The sequence below is a fragment of the Erwinia sp. CGal63 genome, from assembly GCF_037026505.1.
Lineage (GTDB): Bacteria > Pseudomonadota > Gammaproteobacteria > Enterobacterales > Enterobacteriaceae > Erwinia.
Genome location: NZ_JAKUMN010000002.1, coordinates 15,589 through 33,544, shown reverse-complemented (window position 1 = coordinate 33,544; position 17,956 = coordinate 15,589). Strand labels below are relative to the sequence as shown.

The window sequence follows — 17,956 nt, the reverse complement described above, 5'->3', positions numbered from 1 at the left end:
GATGGCGGCCTGCGTGACAGGCCGTGAGAAAGGGTAAGAAGCGGAGATCCGTCAGATTTGCAGCAGCGTGGTTTGATATTTCTTCAGCATAAAGACCAGCCGCTGTACCGGATCCGTCACGTTCAACGGCGCATCATAATGCACCAGCTTCTCCTGATAGATAGCCAGCTCGGCCAGCAGCCGCTCGAAATAGTGGCGGCGCTTAGCGTCGCTGCCCGCTGAAATAACCCGATCCGCCGTGTGGCGCAGCTGCTTGTGAAACGCGGAGAGATCGCTGTTAATCGGAATATCGGCATCGCGCAGGCGTTGATGGCCGATAATCAGCGTCAGGGCGATACGGAATTTATCGATGTCGCCAGGGAAGATATTCAGCAGCATAAACAGCTGCTGGTAGAGCGCCGGAAGATGGTTCTCACGACGACGGGCCTGATTGGTGGTCATCGCCGCCACGGCGGAATACATAAAGCGGTTCAGCAGCGTGCGGCCGGTACGCGCTTTGGAAGTGTCGCGGATCAGCAGAATCACGAGCAGCGCCAGGAAGCAGCCGATGGCCTGACCAAGCGCGTTGTCCAGAAAGGCGCTAACGTTAAAGGTCATCGGGTTATCCAGCGTCAGGATATTGATGGTGCCGACCAGCGCGCCCAGCGTGCCGATCTGGCGGCGCTGGATAAGGATACCGCCGATAAAGGCCATCACGCCCAGGCAGATACAGAGCAGCAGCATACTTTGCTGCGTGGCGGGCATCAGCACCATGTAGTAGAAGGCGCCCAGCGGAATAGCTACCAGCATGCCGTAAAGGAAGTCTTTCGCCATCATCAGCGGATTAGGCATCCGCATCGCCAGCGCGGTAATCACTGCCAGCATCACCATCGCGCCGCTGCCGGAAGTCCAGCCGCTCCAGAGCCAGAACAGCGAACCGACCGCCGTAGCCACAAAGGTGCGAACGCCGTTAATCAACGCGTGACGGGTTTCCGCCGAGCGCATCTTCACTACCGGCTCGCCGTCCAGCACCTCTTCTTCCATACCGCTGATGCTGCTGTTGGTTTTGATGCCTTTCAGCAGCAGCAGATAGCGCGACGCCGCGCCAACCCAGTTGCTGACGGTAACCGGCGTATTTTTACTGCCGCTGGCGGTGATCACGCGACGCATGATTTTCATGCGCTTATGGATATCGGCCACGTTCTCTACCGGCTTTTCAAAAAAGAGGTGGAACTGCGGCGGCACGTATTCCTGACGGCTGTTCTGGATCAGAAAGGTTTCACAGGCCTGGGTGATCAGCGTCAGTGACAGCGTGTTCAGCGCCTTTAATCGCCGCTCGGCTTTCTGCCAGTGGCCCGATTCCATCATCAAATGGGTACGCATACCGTTTAGCGCAGTGGTGCGGCGCACCAGATCGGTCCAGGCCTTATCGACCTCTTCCTTGTCGCCGTGCGCGACGCAGAGCTGCATCAGCTTATACTGGTCGACCAGCAGAGCGTCAATGGCGCGATCGATGTCCTGCTTGATGGAGCGCGGCGAAAAGAGCATGTCCGCCAGAATCGCGCAGACGATGCCGATAATAATTTCGCTACAGCGCTCCACGGCGAACTGCGGTGCCAGCAGCACCGACCCGTTGGCATCCAGGCTGACCACGATAATCAGCGCCGTGTAGCCTGCCAGGCCCAGCGCATAGGAGTTTTCAACGCGAATCAGCGACGAAAGCCAGACGCAAAAACCGGCCCACAGGCAGCAAAGCAGCAGCATCACTACCGGCGCGCGAATGGTGGCGATCATAATCGTCAGCGCGGCCAGGCAGCCGATAAAAGTGCCGATAATACGCAGCATGCCGCGATGGCGCAGCGCGCCGGAGAAGGGATCGCCGCCGGCGGCGAATGCGGTGCCGCCCGCCACGATACAGGCGGTCATCACCGCCCAGCGCGGCGTTTCCAGATTGAAGTGAAAGCCGATCAGCAGCGCCAGCAGAATAGCGAAGGTGAGCTTGATCGGAAACTGCAATTGATACCACATAGCGCTTAGCCGAACTCGCGCAGACGATGCATCAGTTTCATCATCGGCGACATCTCATGCGGCTGGCGATCCTGCGCGCCGGTGACGATCACGGTCGCCGTGGTGCCGGAAGGATAGAGATTGCCCTGCTGCTGATCCAGGTGAATACGCACCGGCACGCGCTGCGCGAGGCGCACCCATTCCAGGTTGGAGTCGATGGTCGCCATGCCTTTGCTGTCGCTGCTGCTGCTGCTGTTGGTGACGCCGGCGGCGACGCTGTCTACGGTGCCGTGCAGCACGCGGTTGCTGCCCAGCGGCGTGATTTCCACGCGATAGCCCGGACGCACGCCTTCCAGCTTGGTTTCTTCCATATAGGCCAGCACATAGAAAGTATGCTGCTGCACCAGCGCTACGGCGGTCGAGCCGCGCGTAATAAATTCGCCGCGGTAGACGTTAAGGTTGGTCACCCAGCCGTCCGCAGGCGCTTTCACCACGGTACGCTCCAGATCCAGCTTCGCGGTGTCGCGGGTGGCGATGGCTTTCGCCAGCTGATGTTCCGAGGTCTGGTAGTCGTTGTTGGCCTGCTCGATGGCTTCGCGCGACATGGCGGAAACGCCCAGCTGGTTACGGCGGCTAGCTTCACGGCGTTTCTCGTTGACCAGCGCCTGATAGTAAGCCACGTCCGCTTCCGCTTCGTTCAGCGCCTGCTGATAGCGCGGCTGATCGACCACAAACAGCACCTGATCTTTCTTCACCAGCTGGTTGTCACGCACGCGCACGTCGGTAATCAGGCCGCTGACGTCCGGCGCGATAGCGACCACGTCCGCCGTGAATTTCGCGTCGCGCGTCCAGGGTGATTCGGTGTAGTAGACCCACACGTGAAAAATGCCGACAACAGCAATCACGACCAGGATAAGGGTAATGGCGAACCGGGAGATTTTTCTTGTTAACGCTTTCACTATGACCTCAGACAAACAATCGGGAAACCAGATAGAACAGGCAGCAGTAGAGTGCTGTATTAAATAAAGCCGGATGCCAGACCAGGTCATAGATTCCAGTCGGCGTCAGCAGGCGACGCACCAGCCAGAACAGCATCAATGACACAATAATTTCAAAGAATATGGGCGGGAAGGAGAGCCCAAATATCACAATAACCGGAAGCACACTCATCTCTTATCCTTGTCGGGTTTACCGGGCGTTCCTTTCGCCACACAAAACTACCGCCCTGTACAGGGAGGCTGCTGCTCTACGGGTGATGATGTCAGACTGACCGCGAGCGGTCTTATCAAAACCGGCGCTCTATGAATAATAGCCTATTCAGGAGCCAGCACTTTGGCGAGTTGAGTTACGGAACCGTAACCCGGCGATGCTATAGTAACGCGGCTGACTATACGTTTTCTACCTAATGTGATCTAAATCACTTTTAAGCCAGAGTTAATAATGGAAAGAATGAAAGGCATGTCCGTGTTCGCGCGCGTGGTAGAACTGGGTTCTTTTACCGCCGCAGCCAGCCATCTGCAGATGAGCGTTTCCGCCGTCAGCCAGATTGTGGCCAAACTGGAAGATGAGCTGCAGGTGAAGCTGCTGAACCGCAGCACGCGTAGCATCGGCCTGACCGAAGCCGGGAAAATCTATTTCCAGGGTTGCCGCCGAATGATGTCCGAAGCGCAGCAGGTACATGAGCAGCTCTACGCTTTTAACAATACGCCTGTCGGCACGCTGCGTATCGGCAGCTCTTCGACGATGGCGCAAAACGTGCTGGCTAATATGACCGCCGATATGCTGAAGGAGTATCCCGGCCTGACGGTGAATCTGGTTACCGGCATTCCTGCGCCCGACCTGATCGCGGACGGGCTGGATCTGGTGATCCGCGTTGGCGCACTGCGCGACTCCAGCCTTTTTTCGCGGCGGCTCGGCTCGATGCCGATGGTGGTCTGCGCGGCCAAAAGCTATCTGGCGCAGCACGGCACACCGGAAAAGCCTTCCGACATCGGCAATTTCTCCTGGCTGGAGTACAGCGTACGGCCCGATAACGACTTTGAGCTGACCTCGCCGGAAGGCATCTCTATCCGTCTTTCGCCGCAGGGACGCTTCGCCACCAACGATTCGCAGACGCTGATCCGCTGGCTGGTAGCGGGCACCGGCATCGCCTATGTGCCTTTGATGTGGATTATCGATGAGATTAACGCTGGCAAGATTGAGATTCTGTTTGCACATTATCAGTCCGATCCGCGTCCGGTTTACGCGGTTTATACGCAGAAAGACAAGCTGCCGCTGAAGGTGCAGGTCTGCATCAACTACCTGACGGACTATTTCCATAAGGTGGCGGACGTTTATCAGGAGTATCGGCAGGAATAAAAAGGGCGCACCGTCACGGCGCGCCCCTGAAGAGAGTCAGAAAGCGATCAGGCGGTGCCGCCAACCGTCAGCTTGTCCAGCTTCAGCGTTGGCTGACCTACGCCAACCGGCAGACTCTGGCCCTCTTTGCCGCAGACGCCGACGCCTTTATCCAGCGCCAGGTCGTTGCCGACCATCGAGATCTGCTGCATCGCTTCAATGCCGGAGCCGATCAGCGTCGCGCCCTTCACCGGTTTGGTCACTTTGCCATTCTCGATCAGATAGGCCTCAGAGGTAGAGAAAACAAATTTACCTGAGGTGATATCCACCTGGCCGCCGCCGAAGTTCGGCGCATAAAGGCCATACTCCACGCTGGCGATGATCTCTTCCGGCGTCGATTTGCCCGCCAGCATATAGGTGTTGGTCATACGCGGCATCGGCAGGTGCGCGTAAGATTCGCGACGACCGTTGCCGGTAGGCGCCACGCCCATCAGACGAGCGTTGAGCTTATCCTGCATATAGCCTTTCAGGATGCCGTTCTCAATCAGCACGTTGTACTGGCCCGGCACGCCTTCATCGTCGATCGCCAGCGAACCGCGCAGGCCTTCAATGGTACCATCATCCACCACGGTACAGAGATCGGAAGCGACTTTTTGTCCAATCTGGCCGCTGAATACCGAGGTACCGCGACGGTTGAAGTCGCCTTCCAGACCGTGACCAACCGCTTCGTGCAGCAGCACGCCAGGCCAGCCCGCGCCCAGCACTACAGGAATGCTGCCCGCCGGCGCCGCTACGGCGCTCAGGTTGACCAGCGCCATGCGTACCGCTTCGCGCGCCCAGGCTTCGGCACGGATTTCGCCGGACTCGTCCGCCAGGAAGAACTCATAGCCGAAACGACCGCCGCCGCCGCTGGAGCCGCGCTCGCGCTTGCCGTCCTGCTCAACCTGCACGCTGATGGAAAGCCGTACCAGCGGACGCACATCGGCAGCCAGCGTGCCGTCTGTGGCTGCCACCAGCACCATCTCGTAGACGCCGCTCAGGCTGGCGCTAACTTCCTGCACGCGCTTATCCGCCGCGCGCGCCGTGGCGTCAACACGATGCAGCAGCGCGATTTTCTCTTCGCGGCTCAGGCTCTGCAGCGGATCGACCGCCGGATAGAGCTGGCGGTTCATTACCGCACCCAGCGTGTGTGCTTTGCCGTTGCCCTGTTCGCGCACGATGCTGCGCGCCGCCGTGGCGCTTTGCGTCAGCGCGTTCAGAGTGATTTGATCGGCATAGGCGAAACCGGTTTTCTCGCCGCTGACGGCGCGCACGCCGACGCCCTGATCGATGTTCCAGGAGCCGTCCTTGATAATCCGGTCTTCCAGCACCCAGGATTCATGGTAGCCGGACTGGAAGTAGAGATCGGCGTAATCCAGCTTGCGTTCCGAGAGCTGACCGAGAAGGGAAAAGAGATCCTGTTGGTTGATATTATTAGCAGTTAGTAACTGTTCACTTACCAGATTCAGACTCATGTATTCTCGCTCTGTTGGGGAGCCAGTCGCCGCTGGCGTCATAATCTCTATAGCCTGAGGCAATTCCCCGGTCACGTCAAATTCACTTCGCGCTCTTTTCCCGCGGTTTGCGCAGGACTTCATCGATCTGCGGCTTGTCCAGCGGGCCGGAAAGGTGATAGCGCAGCACCGAGATTTTATTCCACAGCGGCGCCAGCGCTTTGCTGGCCGCGAATACTGCCGCGCCAACAACCGGGTTGACCGCAAAGGCCGCCGCCACGCCGACGGTGGCCGAGATTTCCGGCGCGACTACGGCTTCCATATCGATCTGTCGCCTGACCAGATCGATTTTGCCTTGCATGGCAATATCCGCTTCCAGTCCGTCCACCAGTAGGTTATCGGTGCGCAGCACGCCTTTTTCAATCCAGGCGGTGCCGTTGATAGAGTCGAACCAGAATCCCTGGCTGAAGGTGTCGGTAAAATCGAGGCGCAGCTTGCGCAGCAGCGCGTCGAAGCTGACCAGCCGCAGCAGCTGGCCGGCGCGGCCGGTGTTGACGTCCGCGATCTGACCGGCGCCCAGATGCGATTTCAGCACGCCGCTCAACGTCTTCGCCGATGGCTGCCACGGTTCCGCCTGCCAGTGCAGGTCATAGTCGATATTGAACGGCGCGTCGCGCAGCGGCGAATTCATGCCAAACCAGTTGGTGGCGTCATCGATTTTCTTGCCGCTGAGCGTGCCTTTTAGCGCCGTTCGCTGTTCGCCAGGCTGATTGACCCATTCGCCTTCTGCCTTTAACCGCGCGCTGCCGATATCCACCAAACCGTTTTTCAGCGTCAGCGTGTCGCTGGTGTGGCTGAGGTTGGCCTGGATGCGGCCAAAGCGCTGGCCGCGCAGCCAGCATTCGTCGCAGGTCAAATTGAGCGCGGGCCAGCCGCTGAAGTCAATGGCGGATTTACCGGAGAACGGCATTGAGCCGCCGCCGGTTGGCCACTGCGGATTGTAATAAAGGTAAGCGATTTGGCCGAGCCACGGCGCATGCTGACGCATTACCAGCTTGCCGTCGATCTCCCGTCCTTTGGCCTGCACCACGTTTTCGCCCGCTACCGTCTGGTTCAGCGTTGCCTCCAGGTCGTGCCAGCGCTGGCCGCCCAGCGTCAAAGAGGGCGTGCGCAGCGTGATGTTGCCCGGCAGATAAGCTTGTCCGCCACTTGCGCCGCCTGCGCCGCCCGCCAGCAGGCCCAGCCAGGCTTCACCGTCCAGCGGCGGCAGGTTGAGCACCATGCCAGAGGCATCCGGCAGCGGCGGCGTCTGCGCCGCGTCGTTTTCCCAGATGCCGCGGTCAATGCGGAGCTGTTTGCCCAGCAGCCAGCGGCTGTTAAAGCGGTGGTCATTGCCAACCGCGCCGTGCAGCGTAAAGGCGGCGAGATCGCCCTGCGCCTCTACGCGTACCGGCATCGCCATATCCCGCGTTTTATCAAGCGGTGCAGGTAAGTTACTGCTTACATTCTTCAGATCGCCGTTCAGCGAGATGTTGTAGTTCGCGCCGCCGCCGTGCGGCAGCGTAATCGCCACGACGCTTTGCCAGCTGGCGCTGCCGCCCAGCTTTTCACGCATTGCCGCCGGCAGCACGTCGATTTTATCCGGCCGCCACTCTCCGTTAAGGTTGACGCCAATAGCGTACTGCTTAGCGCCTTCCTGGGTATTAAAGGTGACGTTAATCGGCTGTCCGAACCAGCTGGCGGTCAGCGGCTCGCTCTGCAAATTGCCGTTGTCGTAGCTGAAGCGCCCGCTCAGCTGTTTGATGGTGCTGTTAAGCGGTTTGATAAACAGCGAGTTATTACGCAGATTAACATCGCCGCTGGCTTTGACCTGCTGGCCATCCAGCGGGATATTTAGATGTAAGCGACCGCTTACATCGCCGCCGATCTGCAGCTCGTCCAGCGCCGCGCCCAGCTCTGGCTTTAGCGGCGTCTGATTAAAGTAGTGCCCTATATCCGCGCCCGACCCGCTGATTTCGCTGTCGATAATCAGCCTTTCTTTCATATAGTCGGGAATGATGGCAGCGATATTTCGGCCCTGTACGTTGCCGAGCTTTGTTTCCTGCGCCTTCATAAACAGGCCATCGTTGATAAAATTCAGGTCGATATCCAGCTTTTGCAGATCCGGCCAGCCGGGCTGAAACTGGTAGGTAGCCTGACGCAAAGGCACCCAGACCTGAAACATGCCGTCGTTATGCTTGAACGGAAAGAGCTGCGGATTGCCGGCGAACAGCAGCGTGGCGTTTTCCACGTGGCCGCCTTTAATGGCGCCGCTCAGGTAATCGGTCAGCGCCGTGCCCATCAGCGGCTCAGGGAAGTAGCGCCAGGCGTCGCCGGCGTTAGTGAGGTTGATACCCGTCAGAATATCCAGCCGCGGCGGCCGATCTTTCGCCTGCGCATAAGTGAAGTCGCCTTTCGCCCACAGCGAGCGCGCCTGCACGTCCAGATCCCGTCCCGCCAGCGTTAAGCCTTCACCGTCGCTGCGCCAGCTTAGCGCGCCGCGCGCCTGCGCAATTTCCAGCGGCGCGCGGAACATAGTGCCGTAAGGCAGCACCGCGTCTTTCACATCGAACTTCAGCTTGCCGTCCGCCACGCCGCCGGTCAGCGAGCCGTCAAAGTGCTGCATCCCCGGCAGCAGTTCCCAGTGCTGCCAGCTTAAATTGCGCCAGCGGGCCTGAAAGCGGGTTTGCTCCGGCTGCTGCAAAGGGATATCAGCGGCCAGCGCCTGGACTTCGCCGCGAGGCTGCAGGGTTCGCCAGTTGGCCAGCAGCCCAGGCGTAACCTGGGAAAAGAGCGGCAGCAGCGCGTCGATGCGCTCCAGCGCCAGATGAGTAGCGCGCACCCGCAGCTCTTCGGAGTCAGCCCGATTTTTTGGCAGCCAGAGCAGCGATACCTGCCCTTTCGGCCAGGCCGTGCCGTCGGTCGCGAGGTTGGTTTGCGGCACCTCCATGCGCCAGCCGTTTGCGAAACGGCTGAGATGGGCGGTCATATTGTCCACCGTCAGCTGATGCGCTCGCCGATCGCCCTGCCACTCCGCGCCGCCTTTTTTCAACAGGATATCGCCGCTGTGGATTTCCCCTTCCTGCAGGCTCATCCAGGCGGCCAGCGAAAAGCGCGCGCTTTTCAGGCTGGTGTTATCCTGCATCCATTGCCCCAGCCAGGGACGCACATCCACATCGTCAGCCTGCATCCAGGCGCGGCCGGTATCCAGATAGCCGTTGGTGTCGCTTAAATCGAGACGAACCTGTACCACGCCATGCTGGCCGGTAAAGCTGGAAAGGCTGACCAGCCCTTCGGCACGATGACGGTTTTTTTCGTTCAGCCACGTCAGTTGGGGAATCGCCAGCCTGGCGCGCTGGCCGGAAAGGGTCAGAAAGCTGATCTGGCTCTGCCGCAGATCGAAATGGTCAAACTGACGCAGAAAGAGGTCGCTGAATTCGCCCGGCTTAAGCTCTACCTTGCTGCTGCCGCCGGAGGTCAATGGCGTGTTGGTGACGAGATCGAGCTGCCAGAAAGTAAGATTGCGGAACTGCGGCCGCAGATGCAGCAGCGACTGCCAGACGTCAAAAGCCAGCGAGACGCGATCGACTTTCAGCGTGCCGCCATCTTTTAAGGCGATATCGAGGGATTTTATCTCCAGCACCGGCCCGAAGTTTTCCCAGCGGCCAGTGAGTGAGGCGGCCTCTATCGGCATACCGACCACGGCGGACAGGCGGTGCAGAATGGGTTCGCGCCAGCTGTTCATATGCGGCATCGCCAGACGCAGACCGCTCACTATCAGCGCAACAATAACGACGATTATTGCGCCGGTCAGTAGCAGAATCCTCGGCAATTGCCTCACACACCTCTCCTTGTCGCCCGCCATCGCGGGCAATGTATATAGTTTTCCCCCGCGGGGCGCGCTGGCTTGTTGCCGTGTGGGACAGCCGAAGACGCTACATCATCACCACGTCGAACTGCTCCTGAGTATAGAGCGGTTCAATCTGGACTTTCACCTGCTTGCCGACGAATATTTCCACTTCCGCCAGCGCGTGCGACTCGTCGGTTTTCAGGGCTTCGCCGACCGCAGGCGAAACGTAAACCAAAAAACGGTCCGAATCGTAGGCGTGATGTACGCGAACAATTTCGCGCATGATTTCATAGCAGACGGTTTCCACCGTTTTCAGCGTGCCGCGTCCTTTGCAGACCGGGCAGTCCTGACACAGCACGTGTTCGATGCTTTCGCGCGTGCGCTTGCGGGTCATCTCCACCAGGCCCAGCTGCGAAAAGCCGTTGATGCCGGTTTTTACCCGATCTTTACTGAGCGCCTGCTCCAGCGAATGCAGCACGCGTCGGCGGTGATCTTCGTTATTCATATCGATAAAGTCGATAATGATAATGCCGCCCAGATTGCGCAGGCGCAGCTGGCGGGCGATGGCCTGGGTCGCTTCGATATTGGTGTTAAAGATGGTTTCGTCAAGATTGCGATGGCCGACAAAAGCGCCGGTATTGATATCAATCGTGGTCATCGCTTCGGTCTGATCGATGATCAGATAGCCGCCGGACTTCAGTTCCACCTTGCGATCCAGCGAGCGCTGGATTTCGTTCTCTACGTCAAACAGATCGAAGATTGGCTGTTTGCCGGTGTAAAGCTCCAGCTTCGCCGTCATCTCCGGAATATATTCGCTGGTAAACTCCACCAGCTGCTCCCAGGTCTGGCGCGAATCGATGCGGATGCGATCCAGCGCCGCGCCGGCGAAATCGCGCAGAATACGCTGCGACAGCGCCACTTCGCCATAGAGGCGACAGCGCGTTTTGTTGCGCTTTTTACGCTCGATAACCTTAGTCCACAGCCGCTTTAAAAAGGCGGCGTCGGAGGCTAACTCCTGCTCGCCCACGCCTTCCGCGGCGGTGCGGATAATATAGCCGCCCAGCTCGTCGCAGTAGGCCGCCACGACCGACTTCAGCCGGTCGCGCTCCGCTTCGCTTTCGATACGCTGCGATACGCCTACGTGCGAAGCGCCGGGCATAAATACCAGATAGCGTGAAGGCAGCGTGATATCGGTGGTCAGGCGAGCGCCTTTGGTGCCCAACGGATCTTTCACCACCTGCACCATCAGATCCTGGCCCTGGCGAACCAGTTCGGAGATATCGCGCACCGAGAAATTTTTACGCTCTTCGCCGGCGACGCATTCCGTATGCGGCATAATATCGGACGCGTGCAGAAAAGCCGCTTTATCCAGCCCGATATCGACAAACGCCGCCTGCATTCCCGGCAGTACGCGGCTTACGCGTCCTTTATAGATGTTGCCGACAATACCTCGGCGCGCTTCGCGCTCAATATGGATTTCCTGCAGGATGCCGCCGTCGATATAGGCAACCCGCGTTTCCGAAGGGGTGATATTTACCAGAAGTTCAGCCGTCATCTTGTTCCCTTACCTCGCGCAGAGCCTGAAACTGGCTCAGCAGCTCAGCCGTTTCCACCAGAGGCAGTCCCACCACCGCGTGGTAGCTTCCGTTGATTTTCCTGACAAAATTGCCGCCCAGCCCCTGAATACCGTAGGCGCCCGCTTTATCCATCGGTTCGCCGCTGGCGATATAGGTCGCGATATCGTCCTTACTCAGCAGTCGGAACGTGACGTCGGTCGTAACCAGACAGGCCAGCTGCTGCTGACGATCGGCCAGCGCGACGGCCGTCATCACCTGATGCGTCTGCCCGGAAAGCTTCGCCAGCATCGCGGCAGCGCCAGCTTCGTCCAGCGGCTTCTCCAGCACTTCGTTGTTCAGCACCACAATGGTGTCGGCGCCCAGTACGGGAAGATCCTGTTCGGCTACCGCTACGCCAGCCAGCGCTTTTTCTATCGCCAGCCGTCTGACGTAGGCTTCCGCCGCCTCGTCAGGCCGTTTCTTTTCTTCAACCTGCGTGCTCAGACGCTCGAAACGCAGCCCCAGCTGCGTCAGCAATTCACGACGACGGGGAGAACCGGAGGCCAGATAAAGGGATAGCATACTCTTCCTTATTGTACGGCGAACTGGCGGCGGATTTTTCTCATCAGCAGGAACAGCCAGGGCCACAGAATACCGTCTATCACGCTGCTCCAGAAGATTTCCGGACGAAACGAGACGTTGATAACTAAAAATTCCGCCCAGAAAACAATGACGTCCATCGCCAGCGACAGCACCATCACCATCAGCGCCTGCTGCCAGAGCGCGAGGTTGCGGAACAGCTGGAATTTGAACGCCACCAGATAAGCGATGATGCTGATGGCCAGCGCGCGAACGCCCAGCGTCGAGCCGGAAATCAGATCCATTATAGATCCCATCACGAAGCCCGTGCCGACATTCACGCGGTGCGGCAGCGCCAGCACCCAATAGATAAGAATGAGCAGCAGCCAGGAAGGCCTGAACATATAGATCTGCTCAGGCCAGGGCATGATTTGCAGCACCAGCGCCACCAGAAACGAGCACCAGATCACCCAGCGCCCGTGGCTGCGATAGCTGCTCAAGGCCGACCTCTGCCGGAGGTCGTCTGGCCGCTGGTCGCCGGCGCCTGCTGAGCAGCGGCGGGCGCCGTGAGCGTATCCGGCGCCGGCGGCCCCATCAGCTCGCTGGCGGCAGGCAGCACCTGCGGCATCATCTGCATCAGACGCTCATTGGCGACGCGATGAACTTCGTCCGGCGCCATCGGCATAGTACCGTTGCGATCCGCGCCCCACAGCAGCAGCAAATAGCGCAGGCGCTGCAGGCCAGCCGTAGGACGAGCCTGAATAACGGTATAGGCGCGCTGCGTGTCCAGCTTCACGGAGGAGACGACGCCGACCGGATAGCCTTCCGGGAAGCGGCCGCCGAGGCCGGAAGTCACCAGCACGTCGCCCGGACGAATATCGGTGTTGCCCGGCAGATGCTCCAGCTGAAGATCTTCCGTACAGCCGTTGCCCGCCGCAATTACCCGAATATCGTTGCGCAGCACCTGAATAGGCAGCGCGTGCGAGGAGTCGCAAATCAGCATCACGCGGCTGGTGATTTTGCCCACGGCCACCACCTGACCAACGACGCCCTTGTCGCTGATTACCGGCTGGCCCTCATAAACGCCGTTTACGCTGCCTTTGTCGATCACCACCTGATCGGTATAGGGATCGGTGCCGGTAGAGATCACCTGGGTGACCATCTTGTGTTCGTCCTGACGCAGCGGCGAGCCCAGCAGCTCGCGCAGGCGCGCGTTCTCCTGTTTAAACTGGCCAAGCATCAGCAGCTCGCTGTTTTTCAGCATCAGCTCGCGGTGCAGGGCTTTGTTTTCCAGCTCGAGCTGCTGGCGGGAAGCCAGCGTTTCAGAAACGCTGTCCAGAATTTGACGTGGCCCGTTGGCCAGAAAATAGAATGGACTGACCGCCGTATCCATGTAGGTACGTATCTGGCTGAAAGCGCCCATACGGCTGTCGGCGATAATGACGCCTATCGCTACCACAACTGCCAGAAACAAGCGTAACTGCAGGGATGGACCCCTGCTGAAGATCGGCTTCATAAACTCGGCGTATTCCTCGACATCATTAACAAGACGCGCGGGCCCGCGCGCCTGCATGGCAAATTATTCTTCGCTGAACAAATCGCCGCCGTGCATGTCGATCATTTCCAACGCTTTACCACCGCCGCGCGCGACGCAGGTCAGCGGATCTTCGGCCACCACTACCGGAATGCCGGTTTCTTCCATCAGCAGGCGATCGAGGTTGCGCAGCAGCGCGCCGCCGCCGGTCAGTACCATGCCGCGTTCGGAGATATCAGAAGCCAGCTCCGGCGGACACTGCTCCAGCGCCACCATCACCGCGCTGACGATGCCGGTCAGCGGCTCCTGCAGGGCTTCGAGGATTTCGTTGGAGTTCAGCGTAAAGCCGCGCGGTACGCCTTCCGCCAGGTTACGGCCGCGCACTTCGATTTCGCGCACTTCGTCGCCCGGATAGGCGGAGCCGATTTCATGCTTGATGCGTTCCGCCGTGGCTTCGCCAATCAGCGAGCCGTAGTTACGACGTACGTAATTAATGATCGCCTCGTCGAAACGGTCGCCGCCGATACGCACGGAAGAGGAGTAAACCACGCCGTTCAGAGAGATTACCGCCACTTCCGTAGTACCGCCGCCGATATCGACAACCATTGAGCCGGTCGCTTCGGAAACCGGCAGGCCTGCGCCGATCGCGGCCGCCATCGGCTCTTCGATCAGGAACACTTCGCGCGCGCCAGCACCCTGTGCGGATTCGCGGATAGCGCGGCGTTCAACCTGAGTCGCGCCGACAGGCACGCACACCAGCACGCGCGGACTTGGGCGCATAAAGCTGTTGCTGTGAACCTGCTTGATAAAGTGCTGCAGCATTTTTTCGGTCACGAAGAAGTCGGCGATCACGCCATCTTTCATCGGACGGATAGCCGCGATATTGCCTGGGGTACGGCCCAGCATCTGCTTGGCGTCATGACCGACAGCCGCAACGCTCTTTGGGGAACCGGCACGATCCTGACGAATGGCGACGACGGAAGGCTCATTCAGAACGATGCCCTGTCCTTTCACATAAATCAGGGTATTGGCGGTACCCAGGTCGATGGACAAGTCGTTGGAAAACATGCCACGGAATTTTTTAAACATACTGAAGGATAATCCTGCTAGCTGGGGGCGGAAAATAAAATCCGCTTACTTTACCAACCACACGAAGCAGCGACAAGGCGCAAAAACGCTCTACTTCGGTGAAAAATCACGCTATCTCTCGCCTGAGCCACAGCCTCGGAAACCCGGCGAACAGCCTACCTGCATTCAGGCGCTTCACCCCTGTTTCAAGACCGTTTTACGGACATAACGTACATGAAATTTTACATATTTAGGCACTGCTTTACCGCCCGTCAAACGTAGCCGGCACCACAGCCGCGCGGCTATTCTACGTGAAATCCGGCTTAACGGCAGACTAAACTCGATATCTTTGCGAATATTTTTTCATATCGCCTGCAAGCGGCTGTGACGAGGCAAAAAAATCGCCCTGACCGCCATTTATCCCTGTTTCAACCAGGGTTTGCCATTCGCTGCGGTTTTTCACTCCCGCAGCAAAAACCAGCGTCGCCGTACCCTTGCAGCTTTCGAGCAGGCTTTGCACAAAAAGTTGGTTCTCCTTGCGGCGATCGATATTGCGCACCAGGCCGGGATGCAGCTTGATCAGCTCCGGCGCCACCGTTTTGATATAGGCCGTGCTGACCAGCGTCAGGCCAGCCTGGGTAATAGCGATTCGACAGCCAAATCCTCTCAGCAAATGAAAGGCGCCGTGCAAGCGGCAGAGATGTTGACCCACATCGGCTTCCGCAAGTTCAAATAAAATACGTTTTCTTTGCGATTTAGTGTATTGCAGCAGCATATCGCACAGCCAAATCTGGAAAGGCCGCTGCAGCAGCGCGTCGATGGTCAGCGGAATCGCCAGCGTCTCCTCTGGCCAGGCGCGGATAAAAGTCAGGATGCGGCTAGTCAATAATCTGTCATAACCTTCGGCCATGCCCAGCTGCTGCACCAACGGCAGATATTCGGCCGCCGCCAGCTCGGTTTTACCGTCGTAGATCCGCGGCATGATTTCACGATGGTGTACTCGTCCGTCACGGTCGACGGCGGGCTTTTGATAGAGGCGCGGGCCGCCGCGGCTGAGCGTATTTTCCAGCAGCGTACGCCATTTGACGCTGCCGCGGCTCAGCTCCGGCGCCGGTTTTTCGCTGACCGACCAGCTGTTGCCGCCCAGCAGCGCGGCGTGACGCGTTGCCAGTTCGACGCTCTCCATCACCTGCTGCGTGGTCTGCCCGCTCTGCCAGGCGCTGATGCCGATATGGATCATATCCTCCCGATCCAGCATACGAGTCGGCGGCAGCGCATCCACGGCGTTGATTAGCTGAGAGGCGATGCCGTCGGCGTCTTTCAGGCTGCTATGCGGCAGCAGCACGGCGAAATCGCTGCGAAAATAGCGGGCGAGCAGCGCGCCGGGATAGCGCATAACGAAGGTGGAAAGCAGATTCACCAGCCCAAAAAGGTAGTCCTGCACCGGCGCGTGTCCCCAGTTATCGCGCAATGTGTCGAGATCCGGCAGGCGGATCATCATTACCATGCCGTGCGCGCCTACCGTTTCACTATCTTCCAGCAGCGTGGCCAGCTGGTTATCGAAAAAAAGCCGGTTGTGCAGGCCGGTCATCGGGTCCTGCGCGGCAAAGGCGCGAATAAGCGTGTCGACGCGATTACGCTGCTCGCTGGCCTCCTGCAGATCGGCCAGCAGCAGATCCAGCGCGCTGCTCGCCCTGGGCGGCCATTCCAGCACCGAGCCCTGGCGAACCGTCTCTCTTTCGCCTCGCAGCACTTTTCCGGCGCGGATCTCCAGTCGCTCCATGCCTTCAAGCTGTCGGTAAAGCCAGCGATGCGAAAGAAACAGGATCAGCAGCAGCAGGCCGATAGTCACCACCAGCAGGCTGAAGATCGAGGCGCCGACAAAAGAGGTCAGCCAGGTTTTTGCGCTATCGATCCAGACAATATGCAGCACGTAGTCATTATGCTTTTGCAGCGGGATCACGCTTTCGCGATAGCGGTTAGGCTCATCTTCCAGCAGCGCATCCTGATGGCGGGAAAGGGTTTTAACCGCCCGGCCCTTTTCGTTGAAGGTCACGCGGATAACCTGTAGCGGCCCCATGACCTGCGGCAGCCAGCGGTCAAGCCGATCTGGAGATTCATGCGCCAGCGCCAGATCGATATCCTGCGCCATCGTCTGCAGCCGGTGCTCGGCACGTAAATCGCTGAGGTAATAAAAGCTCATTACGCCGCCCACCAGCATGACAAGCATGACCAGCGCGCTGACGAAGGTAATCATGGCGGAGAGTTTTGTGGTTAATCGCATCCTTGTGCTCTTTGACTGTCGTTAAAGAGTCGCCGTGGCCGACGAATGGTTTACAGAGGCGTTCCTGGTGCTTTTCTGCGTTGCGGGCAGAATATTGCCGTCTGTCGGGAGTATAGTGGGGTCAGACTTTTATTATAACCTCAGGTTCCATTTTCAGGAGATTCTCATGCAGGCATTGGTTCTGGAGCAGTCCGAAGGCAAAACCCTGGCGATGATAAAGCAGCTTGATGCGGCCGCGCTGCCGCCTGGCGAGGTCACAGTCGACGTTAGCTGGTCAGGACTTAACTATAAAGACGCGCTGGCGATTACCGGCAAGGGCAAGATTATCCGTGAGTTTCCGATGGTGCCGGGCATCGATTTCGCGGGACAGGTTCGCCACAGCGAAGATCCGCGCTTTCACGTCGGGCAGCAGGTGCTGCTGACCGGCTGGGGCGTAGGCGAAAATCACTGGGGCGGCCTGGCGGAACAAGCCAGGGTTAAAGGCAACTGGCTGGTGCCGATGCCGGAAGGGCTGGATGGACGCCGGGCGATGATTATCGGCACGGCCGGTTTTACCGCCATGCTGTGCGTAATGGCGCTGGAAGAAGGCGGCGTCAGACCGGAAAGCGGCGATATACTGGTAACGGGCGCCAGCGGCGGCGTGGGCAGCACGGCGGTTTCCCTGCTCAGCTCGCTGGGCTACCGGGTTACGGCAGTAAGCGGTCGCGAATCCACACACGACTATCTTCGCCAGCTGGGCGCCAGCGAGATCCTGCCGCGCGAGGCGTTTAGCGCAGACGCCCGTCCGCTGGAAAAGCAGCGCTGGGCGGGCGCGGTAGATACCGCAGGCGATAAAGTGCTGGCGGCCGTGCTGGCACAGATGAACTATGGCGGTACGGTAGCCGCCTGTGGCCTGGCCGCAGGCTTCGCGCTGCCGACCACCGTCATGCCTTTTATTCTGCGCAACGTGCGTCTGCAGGGCGTCGATTCCGTGACTACGCCAGCTAATCGTCGTCTGGAAGCCTGGAAAAGGCTGGTGAAAACGCTGCCCGAATCCTTTTACCAGCAGGCGACAACCGAAATCGCTCTGGCGGAAGCAGCGGAGAGCGCGGCAAAGCTGCTGAACAATGAAATAACCGGCAGAACGCTGGTGAAAGTCCGCTAACGCGGCTGGATTCCGCCTGGCGCAACAGGGCCGCCAGGCGGAACAGCGTTAACCTTCGTTGCGTTATCTTTACCTTTCTTCAACAT

At 59.0% G+C, this 17,956-nt stretch carries 13 protein-coding genes; 2 read left to right on the top strand and 11 right to left on the bottom strand.

Going from position 1 to position 17,956, the window contains the following annotated elements:
• Window positions 1-51: 51 nt before the first annotated feature.
• The 3 genes from aaeB to aaeX are packed head-to-tail and all read right to left on the bottom strand — an operon-like array spanning window position 52 to window position 3,156.
• Window positions 52-2,007, bottom strand: a complete 1,956-nt coding sequence (gene aaeB / locus MKZ79_RS08895) for a p-hydroxybenzoic acid efflux pump subunit AaeB (RefSeq protein WP_336141416.1) — start codon at window positions 2,005-2,007, stop codon at window positions 52-54.
• Window positions 2,008-2,012: 5 nt separating this feature from the next.
• Window positions 2,013-2,945, bottom strand: a complete 933-nt coding sequence (gene aaeA, locus MKZ79_RS08890) for a p-hydroxybenzoic acid efflux pump subunit AaeA (RefSeq protein WP_336141415.1) — start codon at window positions 2,943-2,945, stop codon at window positions 2,013-2,015.
• A 7-nt stretch (window positions 2,946-2,952) separates the two neighbouring features.
• Window positions 2,953-3,156 carry a p-hydroxybenzoic acid efflux pump operon protein AaeX gene (gene aaeX / locus MKZ79_RS08885; protein WP_034890367.1) on the bottom strand — a complete coding sequence of 68 codons (204 nt, stop codon included), beginning with the start codon at window positions 3,154-3,156 and terminating at the stop codon, window positions 2,953-2,955.
• Between the two features lie 270 nt (window positions 3,157-3,426).
• Between aaeX and aaeR the strand changes: the two genes are divergently transcribed.
• Window positions 3,427-4,344 carry an HTH-type transcriptional activator AaeR gene (gene aaeR / locus MKZ79_RS08880; RefSeq protein WP_336141414.1) on the top strand — a complete coding sequence of 306 codons (918 nt, stop codon included), beginning with the start codon at window positions 3,427-3,429 and terminating at the stop codon, window positions 4,342-4,344.
• Between the two features lie 47 nt (window positions 4,345-4,391).
• Here the strand turns inward: aaeR and tldD are convergent, their stop codons facing one another.
• From tldD to csrD, 8 genes are all read right to left on the bottom strand, one after another.
• Window positions 4,392-5,837, bottom strand: a complete 1,446-nt coding sequence (tldD, locus tag MKZ79_RS08875) for a metalloprotease TldD (RefSeq protein ID WP_336141412.1) — start codon at window positions 5,835-5,837, stop codon at window positions 4,392-4,394.
• Between the two features lie 82 nt (window positions 5,838-5,919).
• Complete coding sequence (gene yhdP / locus MKZ79_RS08870; protein WP_336141410.1) at window positions 5,920-9,696, bottom strand: AsmA2 domain-containing protein YhdP; 3,777 nt, start codon at window positions 9,694-9,696, stop codon at window positions 5,920-5,922.
• A gap of 94 nt (window positions 9,697-9,790) precedes the next feature.
• Complete coding sequence (gene rng / locus MKZ79_RS08865; protein ID WP_336141409.1) at window positions 9,791-11,260, bottom strand: ribonuclease G; 1,470 nt, start codon at window positions 11,258-11,260, stop codon at window positions 9,791-9,793.
• Window positions 11,250-11,843 (bottom strand): Maf family protein, encoded by a 594-nt coding sequence (locus MKZ79_RS08860; RefSeq protein ID WP_336141408.1) that lies wholly within the window; start codon window positions 11,841-11,843, stop codon window positions 11,250-11,252. The genes rng and MKZ79_RS08860 overlap by 11 nt, the downstream gene beginning before the upstream one ends.
• Window positions 11,844-11,851: 8 nt before the next feature.
• Window positions 11,852-12,340 carry a rod shape-determining protein MreD gene (gene mreD, locus MKZ79_RS08855; RefSeq protein WP_336141407.1) on the bottom strand — a complete coding sequence of 163 codons (489 nt, stop codon included), beginning with the start codon at window positions 12,338-12,340 and terminating at the stop codon, window positions 11,852-11,854.
• Window positions 12,337-13,356: a rod shape-determining protein MreC gene (gene mreC, locus MKZ79_RS08850; RefSeq protein WP_336141406.1), complete on the bottom strand. Its 1,020-nt coding sequence runs from the start codon at window positions 13,354-13,356 to the stop codon at window positions 12,337-12,339. Before mreC ends, mreD begins: the two co-directional genes overlap by 4 nt.
• A gap of 63 nt (window positions 13,357-13,419) precedes the next feature.
• On the bottom strand, window positions 13,420-14,463 hold the full coding sequence (mreB, locus tag MKZ79_RS08845; RefSeq protein WP_003855260.1) for a rod shape-determining protein MreB: 1,044 nt from the start codon (window positions 14,461-14,463) through the stop codon (window positions 13,420-13,422).
• Between the two features lie 313 nt (window positions 14,464-14,776).
• On the bottom strand, window positions 14,777-16,726 hold the full coding sequence (csrD, locus tag MKZ79_RS08840) for an RNase E specificity factor CsrD (protein WP_336141404.1): 1,950 nt from the start codon (window positions 16,724-16,726) through the stop codon (window positions 14,777-14,779).
• A gap of 166 nt (window positions 16,727-16,892) precedes the next feature.
• Between csrD and acuI the strand changes: the two genes are divergently transcribed.
• Window positions 16,893-17,870 carry an acrylyl-CoA reductase (NADPH) gene (acuI, locus tag MKZ79_RS08835; protein WP_336141403.1) on the top strand — a complete coding sequence of 326 codons (978 nt, stop codon included), beginning with the start codon at window positions 16,893-16,895 and terminating at the stop codon, window positions 17,868-17,870.
• The last annotated feature ends 86 nt before the right edge of the window (window positions 17,871-17,956 follow it).

Coding starts and splice junctions, on each gene's coding strand:
- aaeB (WP_336141416.1), bottom strand. CDS start 2,007: ATGTGGTATCAATTGCAGTTTCCGATCAAGCTCACCTTCGCTATTCTG.
- aaeX (WP_034890367.1), bottom strand. CDS start 3,156: ATGAGTGTGCTTCCGGTTATTGTGATATTTGGGCTCTCCTTCCCGCCC.
- aaeR (WP_336141414.1), top strand. CDS start 3,427: ATGGAAAGAATGAAAGGCATGTCCGTGTTCGCGCGCGTGGTAGAACTG.
- tldD (WP_336141412.1), bottom strand. CDS start 5,837: ATGAGTCTGAATCTGGTAAGTGAACAGTTACTAACTGCTAATAATATC.
- rng (WP_336141409.1), bottom strand. CDS start 11,260: ATGACGGCTGAACTTCTGGTAAATATCACCCCTTCGGAAACGCGGGTT.
- MKZ79_RS08860 (WP_336141408.1), bottom strand. CDS start 11,843: ATGCTATCCCTTTATCTGGCCTCCGGTTCTCCCCGTCGTCGTGAATTG.
- mreC (WP_336141406.1), bottom strand. CDS start 13,356: ATGAAGCCGATCTTCAGCAGGGGTCCATCCCTGCAGTTACGCTTGTTT.
- mreB (WP_003855260.1), bottom strand. CDS start 14,463: ATGTTTAAAAAATTCCGTGGCATGTTTTCCAACGACTTGTCCATCGAC.
- csrD (WP_336141404.1), bottom strand. CDS start 16,726: ATGCGATTAACCACAAAACTCTCCGCCATGATTACCTTCGTCAGCGCG.
- acuI (WP_336141403.1), top strand. CDS start 16,893: ATGCAGGCATTGGTTCTGGAGCAGTCCGAAGGCAAAACCCTGGCGATG.